Here is a 24,069-nt window from a genome sequence, read left to right on the forward strand (position 1 = left end):
TTATTTACCGATCACTAGGTCTTGGAACTGTTTCATAACATCCTCTTGATTTTCTGATGCCCAGTTAAAGTCATAATCTACTAAAGGAATATCTGCTGAAGGAATTAAACCTTCTGGTGCTGCAACTCCATCTAAAATAGAACGACGATTGAATTCTTTAACAATAATTTCTTGAACGTCCTTACTTGCTAAGAAATCTAAGAATTTTTGAGCATTTTCTTTATTTTTTGCTCCTTTTATAAGGGCCATACCATCTGGCACTGCGGAAGTTCCTTCCTCTGGATAAGACACATCTACATTAGCACCGCCAGAAATGTAACGGTATGCAGCCTCCTCTAAAGTTACACCTATTGGAAACTCACCGTCGGCAACCCCCTTAAAGACCATGCTTGAACCTCCAAGAATTTTCCCATCTAAGTTTCCTACAAACTTCCGTACAAAATCCCAACCTTCTTCGCCATCATCTTTATTTGCAGATAGCATAGTAACTAATTGAGTATAAGATGAACCTGATTTAGCTGGATCAGCAAAAGCAATTTTTCCTTTCCATTTTGGATCAAGCAAATCTTCCCACGTTTTTGGCACGTCGTTTTCACTTACCATGTCTTTGTTATACATAATTACCATAGGTAAAGCAGAAAACCCAGTCCAAGAACCATCTTTACTTTTATAGATGTCCGCAATTTCCTCATCATTTGCAACCTTATATGGCTCAAAATTTTCAGTAAATGCAGCTAACGACTCCGCACCTCCTCCCCAAAATACATCTCCTAGAGCATTACCGGATTCAGCTTGAACTCGGTTTAATAACTCTCCAGTTCCACCTGTAACTAACTCAACTTCAATATCCGTTCTGTCTTGAAATTCTTTTATTATTGGATTAATAATTTCTCCTTGATGTGGCGAATATACAGTTACTTTTGTAGATGATTTTTTTCCTTCGTCACTCTTTGTACCTTTTTCTTCTTCCTCACCACATGCTGCCACAAATAATGTAAGTACAGCCACAAGTAAGAATAATAGTAACTTTTTCAATTATTTCATCTCCCTCACAATTGGTTTATTTCTACCATTATTATAGTTTTTGATTGCAAGCGTTTACAATGAGGTGTTATTTCATAACTGTTTAAATTTTTTCATATTCCACATAAAAATACCCCCTAAATATCTAGGGAGTGTGAAAATGCTTATTTACCACAGGTATCTCTATCTTTTCATCTTTTATTTTTAAACTGAGAAGGTGTAGTACCTGTGATTTTTTTAAAAATTTGACTAAAATAGCGTTGATCAGTATACCCAACGGCTTTACAGACTTCACTTGGCTTCATACCTGAGTAAGCAAGCATATTTTTAGCAATCTCTATTCGGTATACAGTTAGGTATTCGATAAAGTTTTTACCAGTATGTTGCTTAAAAATACGGCTAAAATAACTATCTGATATAAAAAACTTACTCGCGAGGGATTGCAACGTGATTGGTTCTTGATAATGATTATTTATATATTCAAATACTTCTTCTATATTAATTGGGGAATTTGTCTCTTCTTGCATTGATAAACCATATCTTTGGCTGCCTCTATTTTGTTCCCTTGCCCACTGTGCCTGTTTTAAAAGTTTAGGTAGATCCTCGAAATTGTTTGAAAAACTACTGCCCCCGGCGAGTATGTTATCTTTCACAAACAACTGGTTTAGGTTCTTTAAAAAATCCACCTTACTATTTGCCTCTTCTATGAACATAATTCCTCCAGGTAAAATTCGTACACCTGGTTCACTTATTTTTAATCCCAAAGAAGTTTTACCATCCCAACATATTACAGCAAACTTCCCTTTAATATTTTGTTTTTCCATAAAGTCGCCCGGTTCTATCTCCCTTAGTAATATCCTTAGTAGATCGTTATTTACTTTATCTGGACTTCCCTTTAATTCAGCTATAGATTGACTTGAGAGTTTACTTATAATATTAACTAAGTCTTGGTCAATGATTGGCTTTAATAAATAATCATCCACCCCTATCTTTAAGGCTTGCTGAGCATACTCGAATTCACTAAATCCAGAAATAATAACTGTCTTTAAATGAGGAATTCTTATTTTAGCTGCCTTTATTAGTTCTAATCCGTTTAATCCAGGCATTCGAATATCTGTTAAAAGTATATGAGGCTCTGTTTCTATAATATTGTCCAATGCTTCCAAACCATCTGAACAGACCCCTACAATCTCAACACCTAAATCAGCCCACTCTATTCCATGAATTATACTTTCTCGTATTAGCCATTCGTCATCAGCAATTACCATCTTAGTCATGCTTTATCCTCCCTATGCGTAACTGGTAGCTTTATAAGAATAGTAGTCCCTTCATTTTTTTTACTCTTAATAGATAAACCATAGTCTTCACTATAGTATAAATAAATCCTTTTAAAGACATTCTCCAGACCAATACCTATGTTCAGTGGAACTTTTTTAGTTTCAAGAAGAAGATGTAGATCTCTTAACTTTTCTTCATCCATACCTACACCATCGTCTCTTATTTCTATCATGAGGTATTCTTTTTCTTTGAATATGTGTATAAATAACTCACCTTTTCCTATCTTGGGCTCTAGTCCATGGATAAAAGCATTTTCCACTAGTGGTTGAATTAACAAAGGCGGGAGCATAAGATTTTTTGAATCTTCTTCAACTAATACGTTTATTTCTACCTTTGTTTGGAATCTAGTCCTTTGAATGAATAAGTAGCGTTCTAACAGGAAAAGTTCCTCTTCTAAGCTTACTAGTTCACTATCTTTTTTTAAGGAATATCTCATCATTTCTCCCAGTGCTATTGCTAAATCACTTATCATCCTAACATTTTTTATTTTTGCAATAGCACTCATGGTTTCTAATGTATTGTACAAAAAGTGTGGATTAATCTGAGCTCGTAAAGCTTTTACCTCCGCTTGCTGTAATCTAACTTTCTTCTCTAAGCTTTCATTTATTGAATTCTTTAGCTTACTTATCATAATATTAAAATTTCGACCTAGTTCACTTACTTCATCTGTATATTTAGATTCAAATTGTACATCTAAATTACCTTCTTCTACTTTTCTCATTATTGACTTAAGGTGATTAATAGGGGAAGTAATTGTATTAGTGAATATATATGTAAACCAACTAGCAATAATAAATACAATAACTATTAACAATAGGGTCAGGTATTTTATTGTAAGACTACTTTTTATTATTTCATTTTCTGGAACGTAACTAACTACTTTATAATGAGTATCTGCGTGTGTATCGTAGATAGCCATATAATTCTTTCTATTTATCTCTGTTTCAAAGAAACCCCTTTGACTTTCTAAAATATACTCTAAAGAGTCATGAGACAATTTAGTACCGATCGTTATTTTACTAGTATTACTAGAAATAATATAGCCTTCAGAGTCTAGAAGGTACATTTGATTAATAGGGTTATGATTATTAGAATAGTATAATGCTGCAATAGATGGCTCTAATACATCAATAATTAGATAGCCAATTGGTTCATTTTTTTCATTTTTAAGTTGACGACCAACACGTAATACTACCTCTTGTTCTTCTAAATGCTTGATTGTATAGTGTGTATCCCAAACTACAGCACCATTAGCATCTTTAGCTTTTCGAATTAAACCCCAGTTTTCTGAAATTTGGTTGTAGGAAAGAGGCAGATAATCCCCTGTAAAATAACGGTCTCCGTTTAGACCTAAAATGTATAGATTAATAGACCAAGTTTTTGTTCCTAGAATCGAATCGAACAAATCATTGATTTCCTCGAAGTCATGATACTTTTCTAAATTGTCTCTGTCAGTGCTCTTAGCTAGTTTTTCCTGTACTACTTCCGAACGGTATATATAATTACTAAGCTGTTCAACGTCTTTAGAGAAAAATGCTAGATTTTTATTAACTTGATTGAGGTTTTCCATAATTCCCTTGCTTATTTCTTCCTTCATCATGTTGGAAGACACCTGATACGTAAGAAATCCTAAAGAAATTAACGGAATAAGTGTAATCAACGCGAAAAATAACATTAACTTTGTCTGTAACTTTAACCCCATTAATTTTTTTAACATACTTTTTATCAACCACCATCTATTTATAATAATCAAATACATTTTTTACGAAGTATACCATATTTTTCTTACAAAAAATGTATTACATAAATTAGTCAACTTTATAAATAGAAATTTACCTTTCAACTACAAATTTCATGCGGCGCCAGAGATAAGCTAGAGAAATATACCCCGTGTTAATATTTGTCATTTAAAGTCATTTAAATACCCCATGTGTATAATCTTTTGTATAATAAAAAGGGAAGAAGATTTCGTATATAAACTTAGATTGGCTTTATTAGCTACAGGGGGAAAAAGCGATGACGATTTTACTAGTAGATGACAACACGGTCAATCTATTTGTAATAGAAAAAATGTTAGATAGTGCTGGTTATAAAGATACAGTATCTCTTAAATCAGCCCAGGAGCTATTTGACTATTTACAGATCAATGAGCAGAATCCAACCTGTAATTCGGTAGATTTAATTTTACTAGATATTATGATGCCTGAAATAGATGGACTTGAAGCTTGTAGACGAATTAAACAGCAAGAAAGATATAAGGATATCCAAATAATTTTTGTAACAGCCTTAGAGGATAAGAAGAAATTAGCAGAGGCATTGGATGTCGGTGGCAGTGATTATATAACGAAGCCGATCAACAAAGTAGAGCTATTAGCTAGAATTAGAGTAGCCCTTCGTTTAAAAGCAGAGTTAGATTGGCATAAGCAGCATGAAAACAAAATCCAGTATGAATTGGATTTGGCCACTCATGTGCAAAGAAGCCTTTTAAGCCCTCCTCTAAAAAGAGATGATATTCAAATCGAAGTGTCCTACCTCCCTTCCTTTAATTTAGCCGGAGATATGTATTATTGGCATAAAATAAGTGACAATCGATATGCTGTTATATTACTAGATATGATGGGGCATGGTATATCTGCTTCCCTAGTATGTATGTTCATATCCTCTGTTTTAAGAGAGGCCATTAAACAATTAGTAGAGCCAGAGCTTGTAATTAAAGAGCTAAATCGCTATATGGTTTTGATACATAATGAAAAGGTGGGCATACCATATTATTTTACAGCTGTTTATATGGTTGTAGATACGGATCAAAAAACGATAGAATACGTCAATGCGGGGCATCCACCTGGATTTGCTTTAATTGATGATGAAAAGGTTGTACCTATAAGTAAAAGCTGCTGTGCAGTTGGATTCTTTGATGAAATTGAAGTGAAGAAAGAAGTCATTACCTATGAAAAGGATATTCAAATTGTTTTATACACAGATGGTGTTCTAGAAGGAATGGGACCAGATGAGATAGAGTCTGAAAAGCAAATTGAAATATTAACATCTAAAAAATGGGATCATTCTCATGCTTTAATTGACAATCTATTACCGAAGGAAAAACAACAGGATCAACCGGATGACATGTGTGTCTTAATGATTCAGTGTAAATAAAATAAGAAGCTTCGAAGATTTTACAAACAATAAATCTTCGAAGCTTTTTTAATGTTACTTTTTTTAATACCGACAAAAATTAGCTATGTGATAAGATCTTTTAACTTCAAAAAAAGTGAAATCAAACATCTTGATTTCACGTTTTCCTCTTTTTATTTAAATCGTTGATAGATTCTTTCGCTACCAACTAATTCTTGATAGTTTTCCATTACACGCGAAAACTTCAAGGTTTCTTTATCACCTAAGCCTAAAACTCCTGCGGGACTTAAGCTTTGATAAAACAATTCCTGCACTTGCTCCTGTAATTCAGAGTTAAAGTAAATGAGTACATTCCGGCAAATGATTACATGAAATTCATTGAATGACTGATCAGTTACTAGATTATGCTGGGCAAAGATAATATTTTCTAAAAGTGATGGATGAAAGTAAGCATGTTGATAGTCTGCCTTATAGTATTCAGAAAAGGCTTTGCTCCCACCGGCAAGCATATAGTTTTTCGTATATGCTTGCATCTTTTGAATTGGGAAAATCCCCTTGCTAGCCTTTTCTAACACTTGCTCGTTCATATCAGTGGCATAAATAACTGCTTTATCCTTCAGACCTTCTTCTTCTAATAAGATAGCCATCGAGTATACCTCTTCCCCAGTTGCACAACCTGCATGCCATATGCGGATTTCAGGGTATTCTCTTAGAATTGGAACTACTTCTTCCCTAAACGCCTTAAAAAAGCTTGGATTACGGAACATTTCTGTTACATTAATCGAAAAGTCATTCAACAACTGCTCTAAGTAACCCTCTTCATGGATAACTTTTTCTAGCAAGCCCGTTATTGTAGAAATGCCATTTATTTTCATTCGATTGTGTATTCGACGTGAAATAGAAGATTTATTGTACTGTCTAAAATCAAATCCTGATAACCGATATATAGCTTCTAGAAGGAAATCTACTTCCATTTCCTCATACTGAATATTAACTCCCTCGAGCTCCCCATTTTCATAATAATTGTCCATATCATTACTCCCTTAAGATGCTAACCAAACTCGAAGAACTGAGAATAATTGATCTAGATTTAATGGTTTACTAATGTAATCAGAAGCTCCTGCTTCTAGACATTTATCTCTATCATTTTTCATCGCTTTGGCAGTCAATGCGATAATCGGTAATTCCGTTAGAGATAGTTCATTTCTAATTCTAGACATTGTCTCATATCCATCCATATTAGGCATCATGATATCCATGAGTACCACATCTATTTCTGAGTTACTTTGAACTATATCTAAGCATTCTAAGCCGTCTTTCGCAACAAGAATATTAATACCTCTTCTTTCTAAAGCTGTTTTCAGTGCATAAATGTTTCTATAATCATCGTCTACTATTAATACGTTTTTATTTGAGAATACATTTGCATCCTCAGGTAGAGACTCCAGCTTTTCTTCTTGGGCTTTTATCTTCTGTTCTTGCTCTTCCAGTGTTGGATGTTCCTCCACTACTTCTTGGACTTCTTCCACAGAATGGTCTGTAAGAGCTACTTCTTCTAGACCTAAGTGTATCTGCTCCATAATAGGACCATTAGGAAGACTTGGTACAACTAGAGTAAAGGTACTACCTAACCCTTCCTCGCTTTGAAGAGTAATCCAACCTCCAAGGAGATTAGCAAACTCTCTACAAATAGATAATCCTAAACCAGTTCCTCCGTATTTGCGAACTGTTGCACCATCTGCTTGCTGGAATGATTCAAAGATTAGGTCATGCTTATCTTTAGGAATACCTATTCCAGTATCAGTGATGGAAATCTCAATCCATTCTTTACTGATTTCTTGCATTTGTTTAGTTTGTTTTTTAGCTTCCAATTGCTTGATTGATAAATCTACGGACCCTTTTTCAGTAAACTTAAATGCATTTGATAATAAATTTTTAATAATTTGTTGGAATCGTTTTTCATCTGTGAAGAAAATATCCGGTACATCTTGTTCCTTCGTAACATGGAACTCTAGGTTTTTCTTTTGTGCAACCGGTGAGAATATATGATCCATTTGAGTCGGAAGCTCGCTTAAATTAACTTCCTCAAATAATACGTCAATCTTCCCTGCTTCTACTTTGGAAAGATCTAAAATATCATTGATCAAGGATAGAAGATCTTCACCAGACGAATGAATAACTCTCGCAAACTCTACCTCGTCTTCAGTTAAGTTCTCTTTTCCGTTTTCTGAAAGCATTTCTGACAGTATTAAAATACTGTTCAATGGTGTTCGTAATTCATGTGACATATTTGCTAGAAACTCTGATTTATAATTGGAATGAAGCGTTAACTGTTCTGCTTTATCTTCCAATTCTTGACGAATCTTTTCTAGTTCCTCTGTTTTAGCCTCTGCATCCTTTGTTCGTTCTTCTAACTGTTCATTTATTTGAGTTAGTTCTTCTGTTTGCATTTGAAGCTCTTCCGATTGTGTTTGAAGCTCCTCAGATTGAGTTTGTAGTTCTTCTGATTGTGCTTGTAATTCTTCTGTCATTGCTCTAGATTCGTTTAGAAGTCGTACAATTTCCATACGGCCCATTACACTGTTAACAGATAAACCAAACGTTTCGACTATCTGTGTTACAAGCTGTTGCTGAAGTTTGTCATACTGAGACATAGTGGCTAGTTCTAGCACTGCTATTACTTCACCCTCAAACAAAATTGGAACTATAAATATACTTTTTGGTGGTACTTCACCAAGTCCAGTAGAAATGAAACGATAATCGTTTGGAATTTCATTGAAAACAAATGCCTTGCTCTCAAGGGCACATTGTCCAACTAGTCCTTGTCCTAAACGGAAGCTTTCTCTTCCAATCTCTTTTTCTGGATTAGAATCAGCAAAAGCAGCTTTCTTCACAAAACGTGTTTCTTGCTCGTTAGACTCTCTCACGTAAAATGCTCCATAAGAAGAATTGGTCAGTTTAGATATCTCGGACATAAATACACGAGCAAGCTTATCAATGGATCCTACTCCTTGATATTTCGTTACTGTTTCTGCAAGACTTGTTTGTAGCCATTCTCTATCTTCTAGATTATCTAATAACTCATTTGTTGCATCTGCTAAGTCTCTAATCTCGTCATTTGTAGTAACAACTATTCTCTCTTTACGGTCTCCGTTCTCGGATGCTATCTTTTTAATAGTGTCCGTAACATCTTTAACCGTTTTGACGATTGATTTAGAAATCTGACTAGCCATCGTTATCGCAATAGCTGATACAAATAATAAAATACCGAATAACGCTATAGTCAGCATATTATTTCGATCATCTAATTTCTGAGCATCATTTTGTGCCGAGTCTCTTTCAATCTCTCTAAACTCATTGAATTGGTTTCGAATAGATTGCATATATTCTCTACCGCGATCATTTGCATAGAACTGCTGAATTGATTCGTCATCGTTATTTCTTTTAAATACGATGGCGCGTTCGCCTGCTTCTGCCATCCATACTTCAATGGTCCCTTTAACCTCTGCTAGCTTTTCTTGCTGATTTGGCTTGTCCTTTAATAAGTTATAGAGCTGTTCAAACTCTAACTGCCATTGCTCTTCAGCCTTATAGTATGGCTCCAAATAACTTTCATTACCTGTGATGATGAAGCCTCGCTGACCAGCTTGCATATCCATAACATATTTTTCTACATTATTTGTCAATGTTTCAACTTCAGTATTATATTTTATTAAATTATTTCTCTCTTGTTGGAGTGAACGAATTTGACTGTTTAATATGATAACGGAAGCAAATAAACATACAATAATAATAATGTAGCCGACAGTAATTTTAGAACGTAGGCCGAGCTTTAATTTATCCCCCATGTTTAATTCCTACCTTTTTATAGTTTTTCACTCTATTAATAGTATATGAAATGGATATAAAATAACAGTTTTTCCCCTTATTATTTATTTACTAATTAACTATATTTATGTATGTGAGATTTGAAATGGAAATAGGCTTGGATACTAGGTAATTTTATTCAGCACAACGCACTATATATATAAAAGAATACGTTAAAGGGTAGTTTATTTTCCATAAGATTGTTTGTTTTGAAATGTTACACTTCAACTAAAGATGCAATTTAGTTGAAAGGGTTTTTGAATAGAGAGGTAGAAGGTGAATATACAACAATTAAGGAGCTGGTTATGTGAATCTGCCTTTGTTAAGGGCTGAAGGGATTATCGTTAATGAAGATAAGACGGAAATTCTTGTGCAATGTGATTTTGTTGAAAGTTTTTACCGTCTTCCAGGTGGAAGTATAGAATTCGGTGAAACAGCAGGTGAAGCTATAAAAAGGGAGCTAATTGAAGAATTTGATTTAGCTTTGAATATTGGCCAACTTGCTTGTATTTGTGAAAGTATTATTCTGTATGATGGGAAGAGAAGGCATGATTGCACCTTAATCCATTGGTGTTCAAGTAATAATACAATGAATTATCTTTTGCATAAAGAAGTACCAAGTATCAAGCTTGTTTGGCGTACAATTTCTCAAATAAGCGAAAGACCATTCTATCCGGAAGGAATTTTGGATATTATTGTTTCAGGTGATAATTTTATTAAACATATCAAAAGAGAAAAGACTTATGAGTGATTCCTTATTAAACTACCGGGTACTTTCCTTCAAGAAGTAGTTCAGTTAAATGCAATAAAATATTTTAGGTATGGGAGGAATATTAATGGACGCATTTTTCTATTTTAATATGTTTAGAAATATAATTTCTAAATTTTTCTTAGATGGTATCTGGGTAGTCGGATTTTTTTACTTGTTAACCAAGACATATGAAAGTGATAGACTTAAACAGGTTTCCAAATATGTAATGGGAACTGCTTTGGCATTATTATTTATTTATTCCGTAATGGGAAGTATATAAAATATTTCCTTTTCAACTAACAGGGTATCTTTACTTCAATTAGGAGTAAGGACTTTAATAAACTAGACTTGTAATTAAGTTGAGAAGGAATAATTTTTAAAGTTAGAATAGTAAATAGAGATATAAAACTGGGGGAAAATAAATGGAGGAAAAGGATAGAGGCACTTTATATTTTAATATGGCTATTGGTACACTAGGACTTCTCGTTATTTTAGTAGGATTATTCAAATATGTTGAAACCGTCGGTGGGAATGCTTCATTTGCATTGGTAGGTTTTCCTTTAACAATGATTTACTTAAATTATCTTGAAGGGAAAGCTGGTATAAGTAAAAAAATATTATGGATTAAATCTATCATAGCGATTTCCTTGCTGATTATAATTTACATCTTCATTTTTAACTAATGAGGGAGGCTTTTAAATCAACATCTACCTTTATCATATACATAAAAAAACTGCATACACGCCTCAAATTTCTTTGAGTGGGTATGCAGTCTTTTACATATTATTTTTTGATTAACTCTAAGTCAACCGGGATAGAAGCTTCCACTTCTTCTCCTTTTAATGCTTTGATAGCTGCTTCCATTGCCTTTTCACCAATTTGTTCTGGCTTTTGTGCAATTGTACCAGCAAGCTTACCATTTTCTACAGATTTTACAGCATCATCAGTAGCATCAAAACCGATGACAATAATGTCTTTTCCTGCAGATTCGATTGCTTCTAAAGCTCCTAGTGCCATTTCATCATTGTGAGCAAATACACCTTTGATGTCTGGATTAGCTTGAAGAATGTTTTCCATTACCGTTAAGCCTTCTGCACGGTTAAAGTTAGCAGTTTGCTTTGCTACTACGTCTAATTTACCATCGGCAACATTGTTAAATCCTTCTCCGCGGTCACGAGCAGCAGAAGATCCTGCAACACCTTCTAATTCAACTACAGCTGAACCTTCTCCAACTAATTCAAGTAAGTATTCACCTGCAAGCTCTCCACCTGCAACGTTATCTGATGCGATATGAGCTACAATTTCTCCACCCTCTGAGCTACGGTCAACTGTTACTACCGGAATATTAGCTGCATTTGCAGATTCCACAGATGAAACTACCGCTTGAGAGTCAACTGGATTAATAATAATCAAGTCTACTCCTTGTTGGATTAAATCCTCTACATCACTTGCTTGTTTAGAAGCATTATCCTGTGCATCTACTACCGTTACGGCTGCACCCAATTCCTTAGCCTTCGCTTCTGCTCCATCACTTAATGTTACGAAAAATGGATTGTTTAAAGTTGAAACAGATAAACCAATTTTGTAATCACCCTCTGAACCAGTGGATCCTTTTTCAGAATCAGATTTCTCAGAGCCAGGTGAATCCAATGAACATGCTGCTAGAAACATTGATACGATTAACAGTAAAGCAAAATAAAGTTTTTTCATGAAGTTATTTCTCCTTTATGCTGTTTTTTTACGATCGATTAATACTGCTAATAATATAACTGCACCCTTCACCACTTGCTGGAAGAAGGAGGATACCCCAATTAAATTTAGACCATTATTCAAGACACCGATTATAAGTGCCCCGATTAAAGTACCAACAATCCAACCACGACCACCTGTTAAGCTTGTACCACCAAGTACTACCGCTGCAATGGCATCTAGTTCAAACATGTTACCTGCAGTAGGCTGAGCTGAATTCAAACGAGACGTTAAAATAAGAGAAGCAAGTGCTGCTAGTGCACCTGTTAATGCGTAAACATATATTTTAATACGGCCAACCTTAATACCAGAAAGACGAGAAGCCTCCTCGTTACCTCCTACCGCATAAACTCGACGACCAAATGTCGTCTTTTTCAAGATAAAATATAGAACTCCAAATGCAACAGCCATTGTTACGACTGGTACAGGTATTCCTAAGAAATATCCTTTCCCAATCATTTGAAAAGATACAGAATCGCCTAAACCTGATATTGGTCTACCTTCTGTGTAAACTAATGTCAATCCTCGGTATATAGTCATTGTTGCTAAAGTAGCGATAAATGGAGCAACATTTCCTTTAGAGATAATAATTCCGTTAATTGCTCCTAGAACAGCTCCCAAAATAAGACCTATTAGCATAGCTAAAATTGGATCCATTCCACTAGCAAGTAATCCTGCTGTAACTGCTCCTGTCAGAGCTAAAATTGATCCAACTGATAAATCAATCCCTCCAGTTAAAATAACGAAGGTCATCCCAAACGCGATAAGCGCATTAATAGAAACCTGTCTAAGTACATTCATTAAGTTATTTACGGTTAAAAAATTTGGGCTTAATATAGTGATGATGACCACTAGTAAGATAAGTCCTAGCAACGGTCCTAATTTTTGTAGTACTGATTGTGAACTAGATTTTAGCAACTTTGTCCCCTCCGGTAGCGTAATGCATTATTTTTTCTTGTGTCATTTCTTCTTTGGTAACTTCACCGGTTAACTTTCCTTCATGCATCACGAGCACTCGATCGACCATTCCAATGATTTCAGGAAGCTCGGAGGATACCATAATGATAGATACTCCATTTTCTGCAAGTGTGTTAACAATGGAGTAAATTTCTTTTTTCGCGCCTACGTCTACACCGCGTGTCGGTTCATCCAATATTAAGATGTCTGGCTCAATACCTAGCCATTTGGCAATGACTATCTTCTGTTGATTCCCTCCACTTAATGATTTAACGGTTTGATCTGGACCAGAAGTACGTACACCTAGTCTTTTTACCATGGAATCATAGAGGCTTTTTTCTTTTTGCGTATTCACAACACCATTTTTAGATATTTTACTAAAATTTGTAATACCTAAATTTTCTTTTACGGAGAAATCTAAAATCAATCCTTCAGATTTTCTATCCTCTGTTACGAAGCCGAAACCGAGCTTTATCGCATCTTGCGGAGTATTTATTTTCACTTGTTTACCATCAAGTATTAGCTCTCCACTATCGAGCTTTTTATAACCAAATAGGGATTGAACTACCTCTGTTCTTCCTGCACCCATTAGGCCAGCGATACCAAGTATTTCTCCTTTTCGTAACTCAAACGAAATATCCTCGAAGTAACCTTTTCTAGTTAAGTTTTTTGCTACTAGCTTTACATCCCCAATTTTAGATTCTCTATCTGGAAAACGTCCGCCTAGCTCTCTCCCAACCATCATTTGTACAATTTCATCAAAGTTTGTTTCTTTTATATTTCTAACACCTACATAGCTTCCGTCACGTAGAATAGTGATGCGGTCACATATAGCAAAGATTTCTTCCATTCGATGGGAAATATAGACGAAGGATACACCTTTCGCCTGCAATGCTCTAATAGTCTCAAAAAGTGTCTCTATTTCTCTATCGGTTAATGCTGCGGTCGGCTCGTCCATGATGATGACCTCTGCATTAGAAGAAATGGCCTTTGCAATTTCAACTATTTGCTGCTTACCAACTGAAAGATTTCTTGCAGTCGTCTTTACGTCTATATCTAAGCCCAGACTTAGTAGCACCTCTCTAGCAGCCTTGTTCATTTCTTTTGTTTTTAAAATACCCGATCTACCAAGGGTTTTTTCGTTCCCAAGAAATAAGTTTTCAGCCACTGATAGATCTGGAAGAATATTAAGCTCTTGGTGGATTACAGCTATCCCAGCCTGCTCTGCTTCCTTTGGGTTTTTAAATTCAACAGGTTTTCCTTTAATAGTGATTTCACCAGAATCTTTTGTATAGATACCTGTAAGAATCTTCATCAAGGTAGACTTACCTGCACCGTTCTCTCCCATTAGCGCATGAATTTCTCCTGGTGCTATTTCGAATTCCACATTATTTAACACCGTATTTCCATTAAAGGCCTTTGTAATACCAGTCATCTGAATCATTGCTTCCACCACCTTTAAAATATGACACCAGCTTGTAAGATTATATTTGCATAAGGACTAGCCTCACCAGTCCTTATAATAACTTTAGATTGTCTAGTCATTGCTTTAAATTCCTCATGTGAGACTTCAGAAATTTGTTCAATGGATTTATTCACTACATAGTGCATTTTTGCATTAGCGGTCTTCATCTCAGCTGCAACATACGCCTTTTCCACTACTAAATCGTCTAACACAACTGCTAAAATTTCATCGAATGATGGTTTCCCAAGGATATAAGATAAATCGATGCACGTAACGCCATCAGGGATTGGTAACCCACAATCGCTTATTGTAATTTGATCGGTATGTCCTAGCTTTGCAAAAATTCCAGCTAAATCACGATTTAATATGCCATGTTTTTTCAATTGCTAACACCCTCTAATCTTTTTACTACTTCCGTATGGCTTGGCATACCGCCTTGAGCACCAAATTTTTCTACAGACAAAGAGGCAGATGCATTTGCGTAACGAACCGCTTCTTCTAAACTTAAACTTTGTCCAAGTGCATGAGCGAGTGCTCCGTTAAATGTATCACCTGCACCCGTCGTATCTACTGCAGTTGTTTTAAATCCGGGTACGAGTATATGTTTCGTTCCATCAAAATATCTAGCACCTTCACTACCTAACGTCACAATTAGCTTGTTTGGATATTTCTCTAAAGTTGCTTCCATATTTTGACCAAATATTAGCTCACACTCCGTTTCATTTGGTGTTAAATAGGCAACATAGTCCATAAATTCTAGCTGAAAACCACTAGCTGGCGCAGGGTTAAGCAATACAGGAACGTTTAACTCTCGGCAAAGCTCTAGCGTGTATTTCACCACAGGAATTGGAATTTCTAGCTGCATGATCACAAACTTGCTTTGCTGAATTGTTTCTTTCATCCTTTTGATGTTTGCCTCAGTTAACAAATAGTTTGCTCCAGGGACGACGATAATTCTGTTATCGCCTTCGGATAATAAAATATTAGCGATTCCAGTTGCAGCCTCCTCTGTTTGCATAACTGAATCGGTATTTACTCCATTTGCTTTCAGGTCCTCTAATAATTCTCTTCCAAAGCTATCTGTTCCAACGCTAGCAAGCATATGTACATTGCTTCCTAAGCGTGCTGCAGCAACAGCCTGGTTTGCTCCTTTGCCTCCGGGGATAGTCGTAAAGAGTTGTCCTAAAACCGTTTCCCCTTGGACGGGAAAGTTGTCTGTTTGTACTACAATGTCCATATTCATGCTGCCTATAACTGTAATCATCGTTGTCCACTCCTTGTCGTTCCTCGTTCCACTAGCTCTACAGGTACTTGAATTACTCTTTCTTCTATTTCAATTTCTTCAATAATTTTAATAAGTATACGGGTTGCCAAAGCACCCATTTTGTAAATGTCTTGGGCTACCGTTGTCAGTCCTGGAGTCAACATTCCTCCAAGTGAAATTCCATCAAACCCCATAATTTGTAGCTGATCAGGAACGCTAATGCCTAATGAATGTGCAGCCTTCAAAGCACCGGCAGCAGAAACATCCGTGCTTGCAAATATGCCATCTACACCTTTGATATTTGTTAAGAATGTCCTTGCAATCTTCTCGGATTCTTCAAAGTGAAAGGGACTTTCGATAATATGAGTTTGCACCTTTTTTCCTTCTACAGCCTTAAGAAATCCAGTGAGTCGATCATCAGCAGGACCGAGACCTTTAGGACCTCGCATAAATACGATATTTTGACAGCCTTTTTCTAACAAGTAGTTGGTACCCATACACGCTCCGTCAATATTATTAGAAGAAACGGTCGGAATAGATTCATGTATCATGCGATCTAACGCCACAAGTGGTACTTTTAAATCTTCATAGTGGCTTGCACGTAGCTGGTTCGTCGTTACGATAAACCCTGCTACATATTTTTGCTTTAAAGTATCTATATAATGTATTTCTTTTTCAGATTTTTCATCTGAATTACACAAAACTACTGTGTATCCATAGGATAATGCGATATCCTCCACTGCTCGAGCAAGCTCTGGAAAGAATGGATTCATAATATCAGGAACGATTAACCCTATAAAGTTTGTTTGTTTTGTCGTTAGAGATCTTGCTACTTGGTTTGGTATATATTCTAATTTATCGATTGCTCTTTTAATCTTGAGCTTTGTATCTTCACTGATATACCCTTTTCTATTTAAATAACGGGATACAGAAGCAACGGAAACACCAGCTTCTTTTGCTACGTCTCTAATGTTTGCCATCTGTTTTCCCCTTCTCTTTTAAATGTGTAACCGGTTACACACAATATAACAAGGAGTTTTCAAACTGTCAATAAAAAATTGTACTATACTTTCCCTACCGCACCTTTTTGTTGTATAACAGTGGGTTTTCTAGCCTTCAAGGAACTTAAAGACCATTTATTCGTAATATTCATTGAATATAAAAATAAAACTAAAGGATGAAACCTATGATTTATAAGATATGGAAGATTACGAAGCGTATTGTTTTAGGAGCGGTTGCTCTATTTGTTCTATGGTTTGTTGGTCATCAGCTAATGTCTTTATATGAAAAAAACAAATATGAGGCAATCGGCCAACACGTTGAGGTAGATGGAAAAGAAATGCATGTATATGAAAAAGGAGCAGGAGATAACACCATTGTTTTATTAACAGGACTCGGAACTGCTGCCCCTGCCCTTGACTTCGAGCCACTAGTGAAAGAACTATCAGTAGACAATAGAGTTATTGTTGTAGAGCCATTTGGATACGGTTGGAGTGAGAAAACTGATAAAAAACGTAGCGTGGAAAACATCACAGAGGAAATAAGGACTGCTATATTACAGTTAGATATTCAAGAACCATATATTCTCATGCCACATTCTATTTCCGGTGTTTATAGCATGTATTATGCGAACAAGTACCCTGAAGAGATAAAAGCAATTATAGGCATTGATCCAACCTTGCCCCAGGCTCTTGAGTACTTTGAAGAAGACGCTCCCACCATGCCAAAGGCTTTAAGCATTATTGCTCCTAGTGGGTTGGCGCGATTGGCTATGTACATTACCCCTGATAGTTTTTTACCTATAGCAGCGGAAAATACATATTCTAAAGAGAACTTAAAAATGACTAAGCTTATTTCATCCTGGAGTGGATATAACCGAAATGTCATTAATGAAACCAACCTTATCCAAGAAAATATGGAGTTAACCAAGAAACTTACCTTTCCTCCAGATTTGCCTGTCATGATATTTACGAGTGACGCCGAAAAGACAAATGAGGACGGTAAATCGAATATTACCTTTTATGAAACCCAATTAAAAAACAGCACTTTAAGTAAGCTTGTTCCTTTAGAGGGTCATCATTATTTACATTGGACTCAATCAGAAACCATGAGTGATGAGGTGAGGGGATTTATAAAGAGGATGGATTAGCTTTTAGATAACGCCGGTAATGTAAAAGGTAAGAGTTTTTTAGGAGGAGTAACTTGAATAAGAAAAAATTGATGTACAGTATATTGGTTGAAATAAATAATGGGAGCATACCTAATCATATAGATTACAATTTAGAATTATTTATGTGGGCTGAAATTATGGAAGCGATTGATGATGTAGGATATCTAAAGGGGATTTCTATTTATTACTATGGTGATGATGAGTGGTTTGATGAAACAATTCACTCGGTTGAACTTAAACTGCCACAACTTACTAATGCAGGAGTTGAATTCTTAAAAGAACACATTGCTTGGAATAAAACATATTGTGGCATGACTAATGTGAATGAATGGCTTGAAATTTAAATACACATTTTTCAACTTACAGGACTTTATACAAGAATCCCTCTCCCTAAAACTAGTTGAATATTATGTTAATATTAATTTGAAAGAAGTTAAGGAGGAAATTCACAAATATGATAAAAATTATTGGACAAAAAGTTGAATTGAAAGAGGCTAACCAACAAGATATTGATGACTTATATTATTGGAAGTATGAAGATAAAAAACAAGAAGCTAAGAAATGGAATGGCCCTTACATACCTGAGACTAAAATAACAAAAGAAGAGTTTAAAATAAATTGGGATAAAGACTATGAAATTGCACCCAACACTCCCAATTCACTAATCATTTTTGTAGGAGATAAACTAATTGGAACGGTAGGCTCTTATTGGGTAGATCAAAACACGAATTGGTTAGAAACCGGAATAGTCATTTATGATAACAATTACTGGAATGGTGGCTATGGAACTGAGGCTTATAAACTCTGGATAGACTTTTTATTTAGTTCTACTGATTTACATCGGTTAGGAATGTCAACGTGGTCAGGCAATGTAAGGATGATGAAGGTAGCAGAAAGAATTGGGATGAAAGAAGAAGCACGAATAAGAAATGCTAGAATAGTTGACGGTGAATATTTTGATGCAATTAAAATGGGTATATTGCGTGCAGAATGGGAAGAAAAACAGATAATAAATACATCTAAAGAAACCTCTCTATTGCACTAACGCTTAGAGAAAATAGCAGCAAAGTAAATTGAGCTTGGGGATATGTATGCAAGCTCTGCCTCTTCCCTTACCCACAAAACAAAAAACACTTGGTTGCTATTTCAAGCTACCAAGTGTTTTCTTTATTACGGAGTATATTTTTCAGAGACCTTCACTACAACTCCATCTTCTAAAGTTATATCATATGGCCCTTTAACAACTGCTAAATAAGAAACGAATTCCTTTTCCTCTACTTGCTTTGGTTTGGCTGTATCGTCTTGATTAACCAAATAGAACTCAGCATTTTCAGCTAGCTTTAAGCTTTCTGCCTTTTGTGATTCATCGTAAATCATAAATCCTGTAGCTAAATCCTTTTCCGTATCTAGTCCTAGTTCCTTGATACGATCCGTATCGGATTCCTCAATCCACTCTACTTCATCAATGATTAGACTTTTATTTGGTAGATCGAAGTCTCTTACGTAGGCTAGCATTTCTTTTTTCTCTTCCTTTGCCTCTTCTTCCTTCGGCTCGTCGCTACAAGCACCTAACAGTAAAAGTGCTCCTAAAGTTGTAAGGAGAAGCATAGACATTTTATTTGATAGTAGTTGTTTCATATTCAATCATCCTTTCCTGGTAAGTGATTAGACGGAAAAACAAGTAAAAGGTTCTACCTATTTTAAAAATTCCAACTTCCAAGATATAAGTTTAATTTACTTTTTCTTAAAAAGAAACCATAAAAATATGAATATTATAAATGCAACAAACTCTAATGATAGAATATAGAACGGATATGGCCCAAGGAAATCCAACAAACTTCCTCCAGCCGGCTTCCTTTGTAGAAACATATAGTTTCCGTCCACCAGCGAGTTAATCCAAAAAACAAATGGCAGCAAAATATTTAAAGCAAGCATCGTTGTAAGAATTCCCTTAAAGGTCGGTCGATATCCTTTCACCCAAGTAAAGTAGAGCGCTGTCAGTATAATCCCCGCATGTGTATAAAAAAAATGAAAATATCTAAAGTGCGGGTAATTCATATCCAATACAGGAGTAATCATGGCTTGTATTGCACCACCTATGCCTGCATAAAAAACAAATTGATAAACTAAACGGTTACCCGTCCATAGTAGAACGATTGTCAGTAGAAGGCTAATACTGCATAGTTCAAGAGGCAGTGAATTCCTTAGCTCCCATCTGTCTGTTTGAATGAGCCAAATATGATATAAAATATCCATCCCTAACAACGACAAGCCAAATAGACGTTCCATACGAAGAAGTCCTTTCTCCGATTTTGGCCATCGACCCCTTGTGAAAAAAAGAATAAGTATGAAAAGAATAAATGCAGCTATCGCACTCCAATGCTCTACCGAAAACATTATAAATCGCTCTTCCAACTAACTCACCACCCGTTTTTATTACTATAATACTATTCGGGTTAGCTAGATGATTTTCCTTTTATCTATTTGGTGAGGATTGATATTTTATGGGGACCGACCGATTATTCTTGTGAACCGACCGATTATTTGCCGGAACCGACCGATTTTGCGGAAAAACCGACCGATTATTTGCCCTAACCGAGCGATTCCTAATTTTTGATGTGCTGTTTTATGGTAGCTACGATTTCTGCAACACTTAATGTGCCGTCCACTAATAAATCAGAATTAAGCATTATCGTTTTTAGCATTTCTAGATATCCCGCTCTCCCACCAGCAATGTAATTTTCCATATCTTTTATAATTTCCTCTCCAGATTTCCCTTGAAAATCCCTCAACACTCTACGTGCCATTGCAACATCCAAAGGGGTATCTATAAATACAGTCATATCAATATAGACGCTCCCTGCCGTATGCATTTTGGCGAAAGGATAATCTAACACAATATAATCTAATGGTTCTTCGATTAAATTTATTAAGTCCTTTTTGAAAGGGGCAATATCCCACTCATCATAATTAGCCCCTCTTATTATCCATTCTTCAAAATTATGTGGACCACCTAAATCATAGTCATCAAAAAAGAGTGCCTTAGAATTATGTAATTCTTTTGTTAGTTGTTTAACTACTGTAGTTTTCCCTCCGCCTGAGACTGCTGCAATTGACATGACAAATGGTCTTTTTCTTTTATTCATTTTTTCTCCTTAAAATTTCATATTTCATTAAAGCCAGAGGTTGATTGACTAGAAAAAAAGCAGTTAAAAAGCACATCTCTATACTCATCATTTTCCTTTGATTCTATTTCTAAAAATTTATTTTCTAGGTTCGATTAACCGGGACTTTTTAATCGAAACTTATACCTTCGACATCACACCTCAATCTGAAAAAGAATTGAATACTTTCATGCTCATTTTTAATAGGTTCCTTAAGTTTCTGCAATGTCCTTTTTCCTACTCGTCTATCAATTACAGCAAGAATTTTTATAATCATATCAGCTGACTTTAAAGACACTTCAATTGGTGTATTAAAGTACTCTTCCAATGCATCAAAAAAATCATATTGTGCTAAGATGCCTTCTTTTTTAATTATATTATGAGCCTGCAATCCAACTTCCCAATTTAACTTTCGATTATCAATATCATATTGGATATTTTGTTTCTCTCTAATATCCCATTCTTTAATATGCATTGTTCTTTCAGCAGTAATTGTACACATACTTAATATTTCCTTTTTATCGACTGTAATAACAGCTCTTCCCAACTGGTCATGTGCTTTGCGATAATTAATAATGTGAAAATCAATTCGATCTTTTAATGAGTCACAAGTAAAACTTTTCAAATGTTTTTTTACTTTACTCCATTTCGGACTATACATTTTATACCCCTTTATCTTATAGACTTCTTTTTACAGCAATCATCAATTTAAGTGTAACATTTCAAATACGGTACTCCCTTATGAAATTAATTTTAATAAAGCTATCAAAAAAGAGCATCGCTTAATAGCGATGCTCTCCTCTTGAACTAGACTTCTAGTTCCCAGCGTTCTTGTTCATCTTTTTTCATTTTCTCTTCGATTTCTTTTGGCCATGTAGTACGGTATTTGTGGTTATCTGCCGGGATGATCTCAATCATTTTATCAATCATGTCTTGAGGGTCATATTGATCCTTCAAGGATTCTTCCTGCTCTTTCATGTCTTCCTTCTTCGTGAAATGTTGTTCTTCGTTAAACCATTTATATTTTTCCTCTGCACTTCGATCGTTAAAGCCTGTATCGTATGGGCCAGGATTGATTGTAGCTACCTGTACACCGAATTCTTTAAGCTCCTGCTGCATTGTTTTCGCAATTGCTTCCACTGTATGCTTAGTTGCCGTATACGGTCCTACATATGGAGTAGCCGATAGACCTGCTACGGAGCTAAGGAAAACAATTTTACCGCTCCCTTTTTTCACTAGCTTACGTGCTGCAATTTGTGCCGTTTCTAAGGTAGCAAACACATTTACCTCGAACAATGCACGAAAACGATCCATTGGCACCTCTGCAAGTGGTCCACCTTCATTAATAGCGGCATTTGCTACAAATATATCAAAGTCGTAGTCTTCCATTTGAGCCCGATCTCTAGCGTTCGTTATATCTAATTTAAAAATTTCCATATCTAAGCCTAGATCTCTAGCTTCTCTAAGTAAATCCGTTTTTTGGGAAGTTGTTTCGGTGGTTGCAATTAAGCGATGCCCTTTTTTAGCTAGTCCTATAGCAGTCCCTCTTCCAAGGCCACTTCCGGCTCCAGTAATAAAAATTGTTTTACTCAATTGTATTCCTCCTAACAAAATAGTAGTCTATTTCTTTTCTTCCCTTTACAGACTAACTAAAACATATATACATAACAGCTACCGACCTGATCCAATTCCTCCTAACTCCATTTATTCACCATTACACGGTCATACTGATAACGTCTAATAATAATGCTTAGCTTTTGATGCCATTCATTACAAACTCCCTTAGCCTCTTCGTATTCCTCATATTCCTTGTACTCCTCTTTATAATCTTCCAAGTAGGTAAAATAGTGAATAGGCTCCGATAAATCATCCGTGACGATTTTAAAGCTAAGACTGAATTCTAGCTCCTCTTCCTCGTCTTCTTCCTCATACTCTTCTTCTAGTTCTTCATTTTCCTCCTTATCCTCTAACTTAATAGGACTACTAAGTATTCCCTCTTTAGGGAATACGGATATCGTTTTTCCGTCTTCTATTAAGGCTGCCTCTAAAACTTTATTAAAAGATATATCTTTTATTTCAAAATCACTTCCTAGCTCGTCTCTACTAGCTATATAGAGAATTTCCGTGACCTCATTTATGAGTAAAGCATTGAGATTATTTGGTGACACTAGTTTCTGAGTATGTGGAATTTCGTCTAGAATCTCTTCTGTGATTCTTCTATTCACTTCATTAATCTCTTCATTTCTCCTCTTCCATTCCCAAGTCCCCCAGAAAAACAAGGCAACTGAAATAATTAAATATAAACCTATCGATCGCATATGATCCATTGAAAAAGACAGGAAAAAGTAAATAGCGCTAAGTAGATAAATTACGAAAATTTTCATATGCACTGCCCCTTATTTTTAAACTTCTTATATAGACTTTATTCGATAGATTATCAATTTATACTTCTAATCTCATAGTTAATGTTACAAAGAGACAAAGTGATACAATTTATGTAAAATTAAGGGATAAATATTTTTCACAAAGGGGATATCACGATGAAGGAGCTTGTAGTTTATCAAAGTAAAGGAAAACAATTAAAGTTTGTTTTTCTTGCATTAGTCATGGTTGCAGCTAGTTTACTAGTCTTCCTGACGGGAATTGGGAGCCAAGATTCAAGGAACATCATTTTTATCGCTATTGGTATATTAGGAATACTATTTTTCGGTTTCTGTCTTTTGTATATAATTAAAGATTTCATTGTTGGAAAGAAAATACTTGTTGTGAATGAAAAGGGGTTTTATGATTATTCCTCGGCAATTGCTAGTAAGGATTTTATCGGATGGGAGCGTGTCCAGGAATTAGGTACATACACGATACAAGGACAAGTATTTATAACTGTCTTTTTATTCGATGGTGATGAGTTTATAAAATCTCTACCCGCCATGAAGAGGACCTCGATCAAGGCTAATATAAAACTAGGTGCTGGTCATATTAACATCAATACACAAGCAGCAAAAGGAATTTCTAGGGAAGAAATCCTACATGAGATGAGCATTTATTTCGATGAATATTTAAGAAAATCTTCCATAGTGATTGAGGAAATTAGCATTTAATAAAGCAATTGTTTTTCATGGATAAAATTAAAAGGCATCCTTTGATTTTCTAGGGATGCCTTTCATTTTGCTTTATAAGTATTTAGACATT

The 24,069-nt window shown here is 35.4% G+C and carries 25 protein-coding genes; 8 read left to right on the forward strand and 17 right to left on the reverse strand.

Annotated features, from left to right (window positions below):
- The 3 genes from Q0371_RS07585 to Q0371_RS07595 form a co-directional block, all read right to left on the reverse strand.
- Positions 1-1,035, reverse strand: coding sequence for an ABC transporter substrate-binding protein (locus Q0371_RS07585; protein WP_298470001.1), 1,035 nt, complete (start codon positions 1,033-1,035; stop codon positions 1-3).
- 179 nt (positions 1,036-1,214) lie between these two features.
- Entirely contained in the window at positions 1,215-2,300 is a 1,086-nt protein-coding gene (locus Q0371_RS07590) for a helix-turn-helix domain-containing protein (protein WP_298470003.1), read from the reverse strand.
- A complete protein-coding gene (locus Q0371_RS07595) occupies positions 2,297-4,078 on the reverse strand; it encodes a sensor histidine kinase (protein ID WP_298470005.1) in 1,782 nt (593 codons plus the stop codon). The genes Q0371_RS07590 and Q0371_RS07595 overlap by 4 nt, the downstream gene beginning before the upstream one ends.
- A 299-nt stretch (positions 4,079-4,377) precedes the next feature.
- Here Q0371_RS07595 and Q0371_RS07600 point away from each other — a divergent pair, with 299 nt between their 5' ends.
- Positions 4,378-5,514 (forward strand): fused response regulator/phosphatase, encoded by a 1,137-nt coding sequence (locus tag Q0371_RS07600; protein WP_169360423.1) that lies wholly within the window; start codon positions 4,378-4,380, stop codon positions 5,512-5,514.
- A 152-nt stretch (positions 5,515-5,666) separates the two neighbouring features.
- Here Q0371_RS07600 and Q0371_RS07605 read toward each other — a convergent pair whose 3' ends face one another.
- Together Q0371_RS07605 and Q0371_RS07610 are read right to left on the reverse strand one after the other, a co-directional pair.
- Positions 5,667-6,524 (reverse strand): protein-glutamate O-methyltransferase CheR, encoded by an 858-nt coding sequence (locus Q0371_RS07605; RefSeq protein WP_298470007.1) that lies wholly within the window; start codon positions 6,522-6,524, stop codon positions 5,667-5,669.
- Between the two features lie 12 nt (positions 6,525-6,536).
- Positions 6,537-9,341 carry a CHASE3 domain-containing protein gene (locus tag Q0371_RS07610; RefSeq protein WP_298470009.1) on the reverse strand — a complete coding sequence of 935 codons (2,805 nt, stop codon included), beginning with the start codon at positions 9,339-9,341 and terminating at the stop codon, positions 6,537-6,539.
- Positions 9,342-9,667: 326 nt separating this feature from the next.
- Here Q0371_RS07610 and Q0371_RS07615 point away from each other — a divergent pair, with 326 nt between their 5' ends.
- The 3 genes from Q0371_RS07615 (at position 9,668) to Q0371_RS07625 (ending at position 10,794) form a co-directional block, all read left to right on the forward strand.
- On the forward strand, positions 9,668-10,111 hold the full coding sequence (locus Q0371_RS07615; protein WP_298470011.1) for an NUDIX domain-containing protein: 444 nt from the start codon (positions 9,668-9,670) through the stop codon (positions 10,109-10,111).
- Between the two features lie 85 nt (positions 10,112-10,196).
- Positions 10,197-10,391 carry a hypothetical protein gene (locus Q0371_RS07620; protein ID WP_169360419.1) on the forward strand — a complete coding sequence of 65 codons (195 nt, stop codon included), beginning with the start codon at positions 10,197-10,199 and terminating at the stop codon, positions 10,389-10,391.
- A 142-nt stretch (positions 10,392-10,533) separates the two neighbouring features.
- A complete protein-coding gene (locus Q0371_RS07625; RefSeq protein WP_298470013.1) occupies positions 10,534-10,794 on the forward strand; it encodes a hypothetical protein in 261 nt (86 codons plus the stop codon).
- Positions 10,795-10,894: 100 nt separating this feature from the next.
- Here the strand turns inward: Q0371_RS07625 and rbsB are convergent, their stop codons facing one another.
- Genes rbsB through Q0371_RS07655 form a run of 6 tightly spaced genes read right to left on the reverse strand, consistent with a single transcriptional unit; the run spans position 10,895 to position 16,526 of the window.
- Positions 10,895-11,821, reverse strand: coding sequence for a ribose ABC transporter substrate-binding protein RbsB (gene rbsB, locus Q0371_RS07630; protein WP_169360417.1), 927 nt, complete (start codon positions 11,819-11,821; stop codon positions 10,895-10,897).
- Positions 11,822-11,836: 15 nt separating this feature from the next.
- Positions 11,837-12,778 (reverse strand): ribose ABC transporter permease, encoded by a 942-nt coding sequence (rbsC, locus tag Q0371_RS07635; RefSeq protein WP_169360416.1) that lies wholly within the window; start codon positions 12,776-12,778, stop codon positions 11,837-11,839.
- The gene (locus Q0371_RS07640) at positions 12,765-14,261 is read right to left on the reverse strand and encodes a sugar ABC transporter ATP-binding protein (protein WP_169360415.1); all 1,497 of its coding nucleotides are present in this window, start codon (positions 14,259-14,261) and stop codon (positions 12,765-12,767) included. The genes rbsC and Q0371_RS07640 overlap by 14 nt, the downstream gene beginning before the upstream one ends.
- Before the next feature lie 14 nt (positions 14,262-14,275).
- The gene (gene rbsD / locus Q0371_RS07645) at positions 14,276-14,665 is read right to left on the reverse strand and encodes a D-ribose pyranase (RefSeq protein WP_169360414.1); all 390 of its coding nucleotides are present in this window, start codon (positions 14,663-14,665) and stop codon (positions 14,276-14,278) included.
- Positions 14,662-15,546: a ribokinase gene (gene rbsK, locus Q0371_RS07650; protein ID WP_169360413.1), complete on the reverse strand. Its 885-nt coding sequence runs from the start codon at positions 15,544-15,546 to the stop codon at positions 14,662-14,664. The genes rbsD and rbsK overlap by 4 nt, the downstream gene beginning before the upstream one ends.
- The gene (locus Q0371_RS07655) at positions 15,543-16,526 is read right to left on the reverse strand and encodes a LacI family DNA-binding transcriptional regulator (protein ID WP_169360412.1); all 984 of its coding nucleotides are present in this window, start codon (positions 16,524-16,526) and stop codon (positions 15,543-15,545) included. The genes rbsK and Q0371_RS07655 overlap by 4 nt, the downstream gene beginning before the upstream one ends.
- 206 nt (positions 16,527-16,732) lie before the next feature.
- On the opposite strand from Q0371_RS07655, the gene Q0371_RS07660 reads away from it, so the two are divergent.
- The 3 genes from Q0371_RS07660 to Q0371_RS07670 all read left to right on the forward strand — a co-directional run bounded on the left by Q0371_RS07660 (position 16,733) and on the right by Q0371_RS07670 (position 18,761).
- The gene (locus Q0371_RS07660) at positions 16,733-17,695 is read left to right on the forward strand and encodes an alpha/beta hydrolase (protein WP_298470020.1); all 963 of its coding nucleotides are present in this window, start codon (positions 16,733-16,735) and stop codon (positions 17,693-17,695) included.
- 53 nt (positions 17,696-17,748) lie between these two features.
- Entirely contained in the window at positions 17,749-18,060 is a 312-nt protein-coding gene (locus tag Q0371_RS07665) for a YjcQ family protein (RefSeq protein ID WP_298470022.1), read from the forward strand.
- A 110-nt stretch (positions 18,061-18,170) separates the two neighbouring features.
- Positions 18,171-18,761, forward strand: coding sequence for a GNAT family protein (locus Q0371_RS07670; protein WP_298470024.1), 591 nt, complete (start codon positions 18,171-18,173; stop codon positions 18,759-18,761).
- Positions 18,762-18,886: 125 nt separating this feature from the next.
- Here the strand turns inward: Q0371_RS07670 and Q0371_RS07675 are convergent, their stop codons facing one another.
- From Q0371_RS07675 to Q0371_RS07700, 6 genes are all read right to left on the reverse strand, one after another.
- A complete protein-coding gene (locus Q0371_RS07675) occupies positions 18,887-19,354 on the reverse strand; it encodes a hypothetical protein (protein WP_298470026.1) in 468 nt (155 codons plus the stop codon).
- 96 nt (positions 19,355-19,450) lie between these two features.
- Positions 19,451-20,131 carry a TIGR02206 family membrane protein gene (locus Q0371_RS07680; protein WP_298470028.1) on the reverse strand — a complete coding sequence of 227 codons (681 nt, stop codon included), beginning with the start codon at positions 20,129-20,131 and terminating at the stop codon, positions 19,451-19,453.
- 191 nt (positions 20,132-20,322) lie between these two features.
- Positions 20,323-20,862 carry a hypothetical protein gene (locus tag Q0371_RS07685; RefSeq protein ID WP_298470030.1) on the reverse strand — a complete coding sequence of 180 codons (540 nt, stop codon included), beginning with the start codon at positions 20,860-20,862 and terminating at the stop codon, positions 20,323-20,325.
- A gap of 148 nt (positions 20,863-21,010) precedes the next feature.
- Complete coding sequence (locus Q0371_RS07690; protein WP_298470032.1) at positions 21,011-21,541, reverse strand: hypothetical protein; 531 nt, start codon at positions 21,539-21,541, stop codon at positions 21,011-21,013.
- Positions 21,542-21,687: 146 nt separating this feature from the next.
- The gene (locus Q0371_RS07695; protein ID WP_298470034.1) at positions 21,688-22,473 is read right to left on the reverse strand and encodes an SDR family oxidoreductase; all 786 of its coding nucleotides are present in this window, start codon (positions 22,471-22,473) and stop codon (positions 21,688-21,690) included.
- A 101-nt stretch (positions 22,474-22,574) separates the two neighbouring features.
- Entirely contained in the window at positions 22,575-23,264 is a 690-nt protein-coding gene (locus Q0371_RS07700) for a hypothetical protein (RefSeq protein ID WP_298470036.1), read from the reverse strand.
- A gap of 156 nt (positions 23,265-23,420) precedes the next feature.
- Here Q0371_RS07700 and Q0371_RS07705 point away from each other — a divergent pair, with 156 nt between their 5' ends.
- On the forward strand, positions 23,421-23,978 hold the full coding sequence (locus tag Q0371_RS07705) for an STM3941 family protein (protein ID WP_298470038.1): 558 nt from the start codon (positions 23,421-23,423) through the stop codon (positions 23,976-23,978).
- Positions 23,979-24,069 lie beyond the last annotated feature (91 nt).

The organism is uncultured Psychrobacillus sp. (assembly GCF_938022135.1).
In the GTDB taxonomy this organism is placed as follows: Bacteria; Bacillota; Bacilli; order Bacillales_A; family Planococcaceae; genus Psychrobacillus.

Bases quoted from the DNA above. Each gene is read 5' to 3' on its own strand.
- Q0371_RS07620 (WP_169360419.1), top strand. From the start codon at position 10,197: ATGGACGCATTTTTCTATTTTAATATGTTTAGAAATATAATTTCTAAA.
- Q0371_RS07610 (WP_298470009.1), bottom strand. From the start codon at position 9,341: ATGGGGGATAAATTAAAGCTCGGCCTACGTTCTAAAATTACTGTCGGC.
- Q0371_RS07655 (WP_169360412.1), bottom strand. From the start codon at position 16,526: ATGGCAAACATTAGAGACGTAGCAAAAGAAGCTGGTGTTTCCGTTGCT.
- Q0371_RS07690 (WP_298470032.1), bottom strand. From the start codon at position 21,541: ATGTATAGTCCGAAATGGAGTAAAGTAAAAAAACATTTGAAAAGTTTT.
- Q0371_RS07670 (WP_298470024.1), top strand. From the start codon at position 18,171: ATGATAAAAATTATTGGACAAAAAGTTGAATTGAAAGAGGCTAACCAA.
- rbsB (WP_169360417.1), bottom strand. From the start codon at position 11,821: ATGAAAAAACTTTATTTTGCTTTACTGTTAATCGTATCAATGTTTCTA.
- Q0371_RS07685 (WP_298470030.1), bottom strand. From the start codon at position 20,862: ATGAATAAAAGAAAAAGACCATTTGTCATGTCAATTGCAGCAGTCTCA.
- Q0371_RS07595 (WP_298470005.1), bottom strand. From the start codon at position 4,078: ATGTTAAAAAAATTAATGGGGTTAAAGTTACAGACAAAGTTAATGTTA.
- Q0371_RS07705 (WP_298470038.1), top strand. From the start codon at position 23,421: ATGAAGGAGCTTGTAGTTTATCAAAGTAAAGGAAAACAATTAAAGTTT.
- Q0371_RS07600 (WP_169360423.1), top strand. From the start codon at position 4,378: ATGACGATTTTACTAGTAGATGACAACACGGTCAATCTATTTGTAATA.
- Q0371_RS07700 (WP_298470036.1), bottom strand. From the start codon at position 23,264: ATGAAAATTTTCGTAATTTATCTACTTAGCGCTATTTACTTTTTCCTG.
- Q0371_RS07640 (WP_169360415.1), bottom strand. From the start codon at position 14,261: ATGATTCAGATGACTGGTATTACAAAGGCCTTTAATGGAAATACGGTG.
- Q0371_RS07660 (WP_298470020.1), top strand. From the start codon at position 16,733: ATGATTTATAAGATATGGAAGATTACGAAGCGTATTGTTTTAGGAGCG.
- Q0371_RS07675 (WP_298470026.1), bottom strand. From the start codon at position 19,354: ATGAAACAACTACTATCAAATAAAATGTCTATGCTTCTCCTTACAACT.
- rbsK (WP_169360413.1), bottom strand. From the start codon at position 15,546: ATGATTACAGTTATAGGCAGCATGAATATGGACATTGTAGTACAAACA.
- Q0371_RS07625 (WP_298470013.1), top strand. From the start codon at position 10,534: ATGGAGGAAAAGGATAGAGGCACTTTATATTTTAATATGGCTATTGGT.
- Q0371_RS07590 (WP_298470003.1), bottom strand. From the start codon at position 2,300: ATGACTAAGATGGTAATTGCTGATGACGAATGGCTAATACGAGAAAGT.
- Q0371_RS07605 (WP_298470007.1), bottom strand. From the start codon at position 6,524: ATGGACAATTATTATGAAAATGGGGAGCTCGAGGGAGTTAATATTCAG.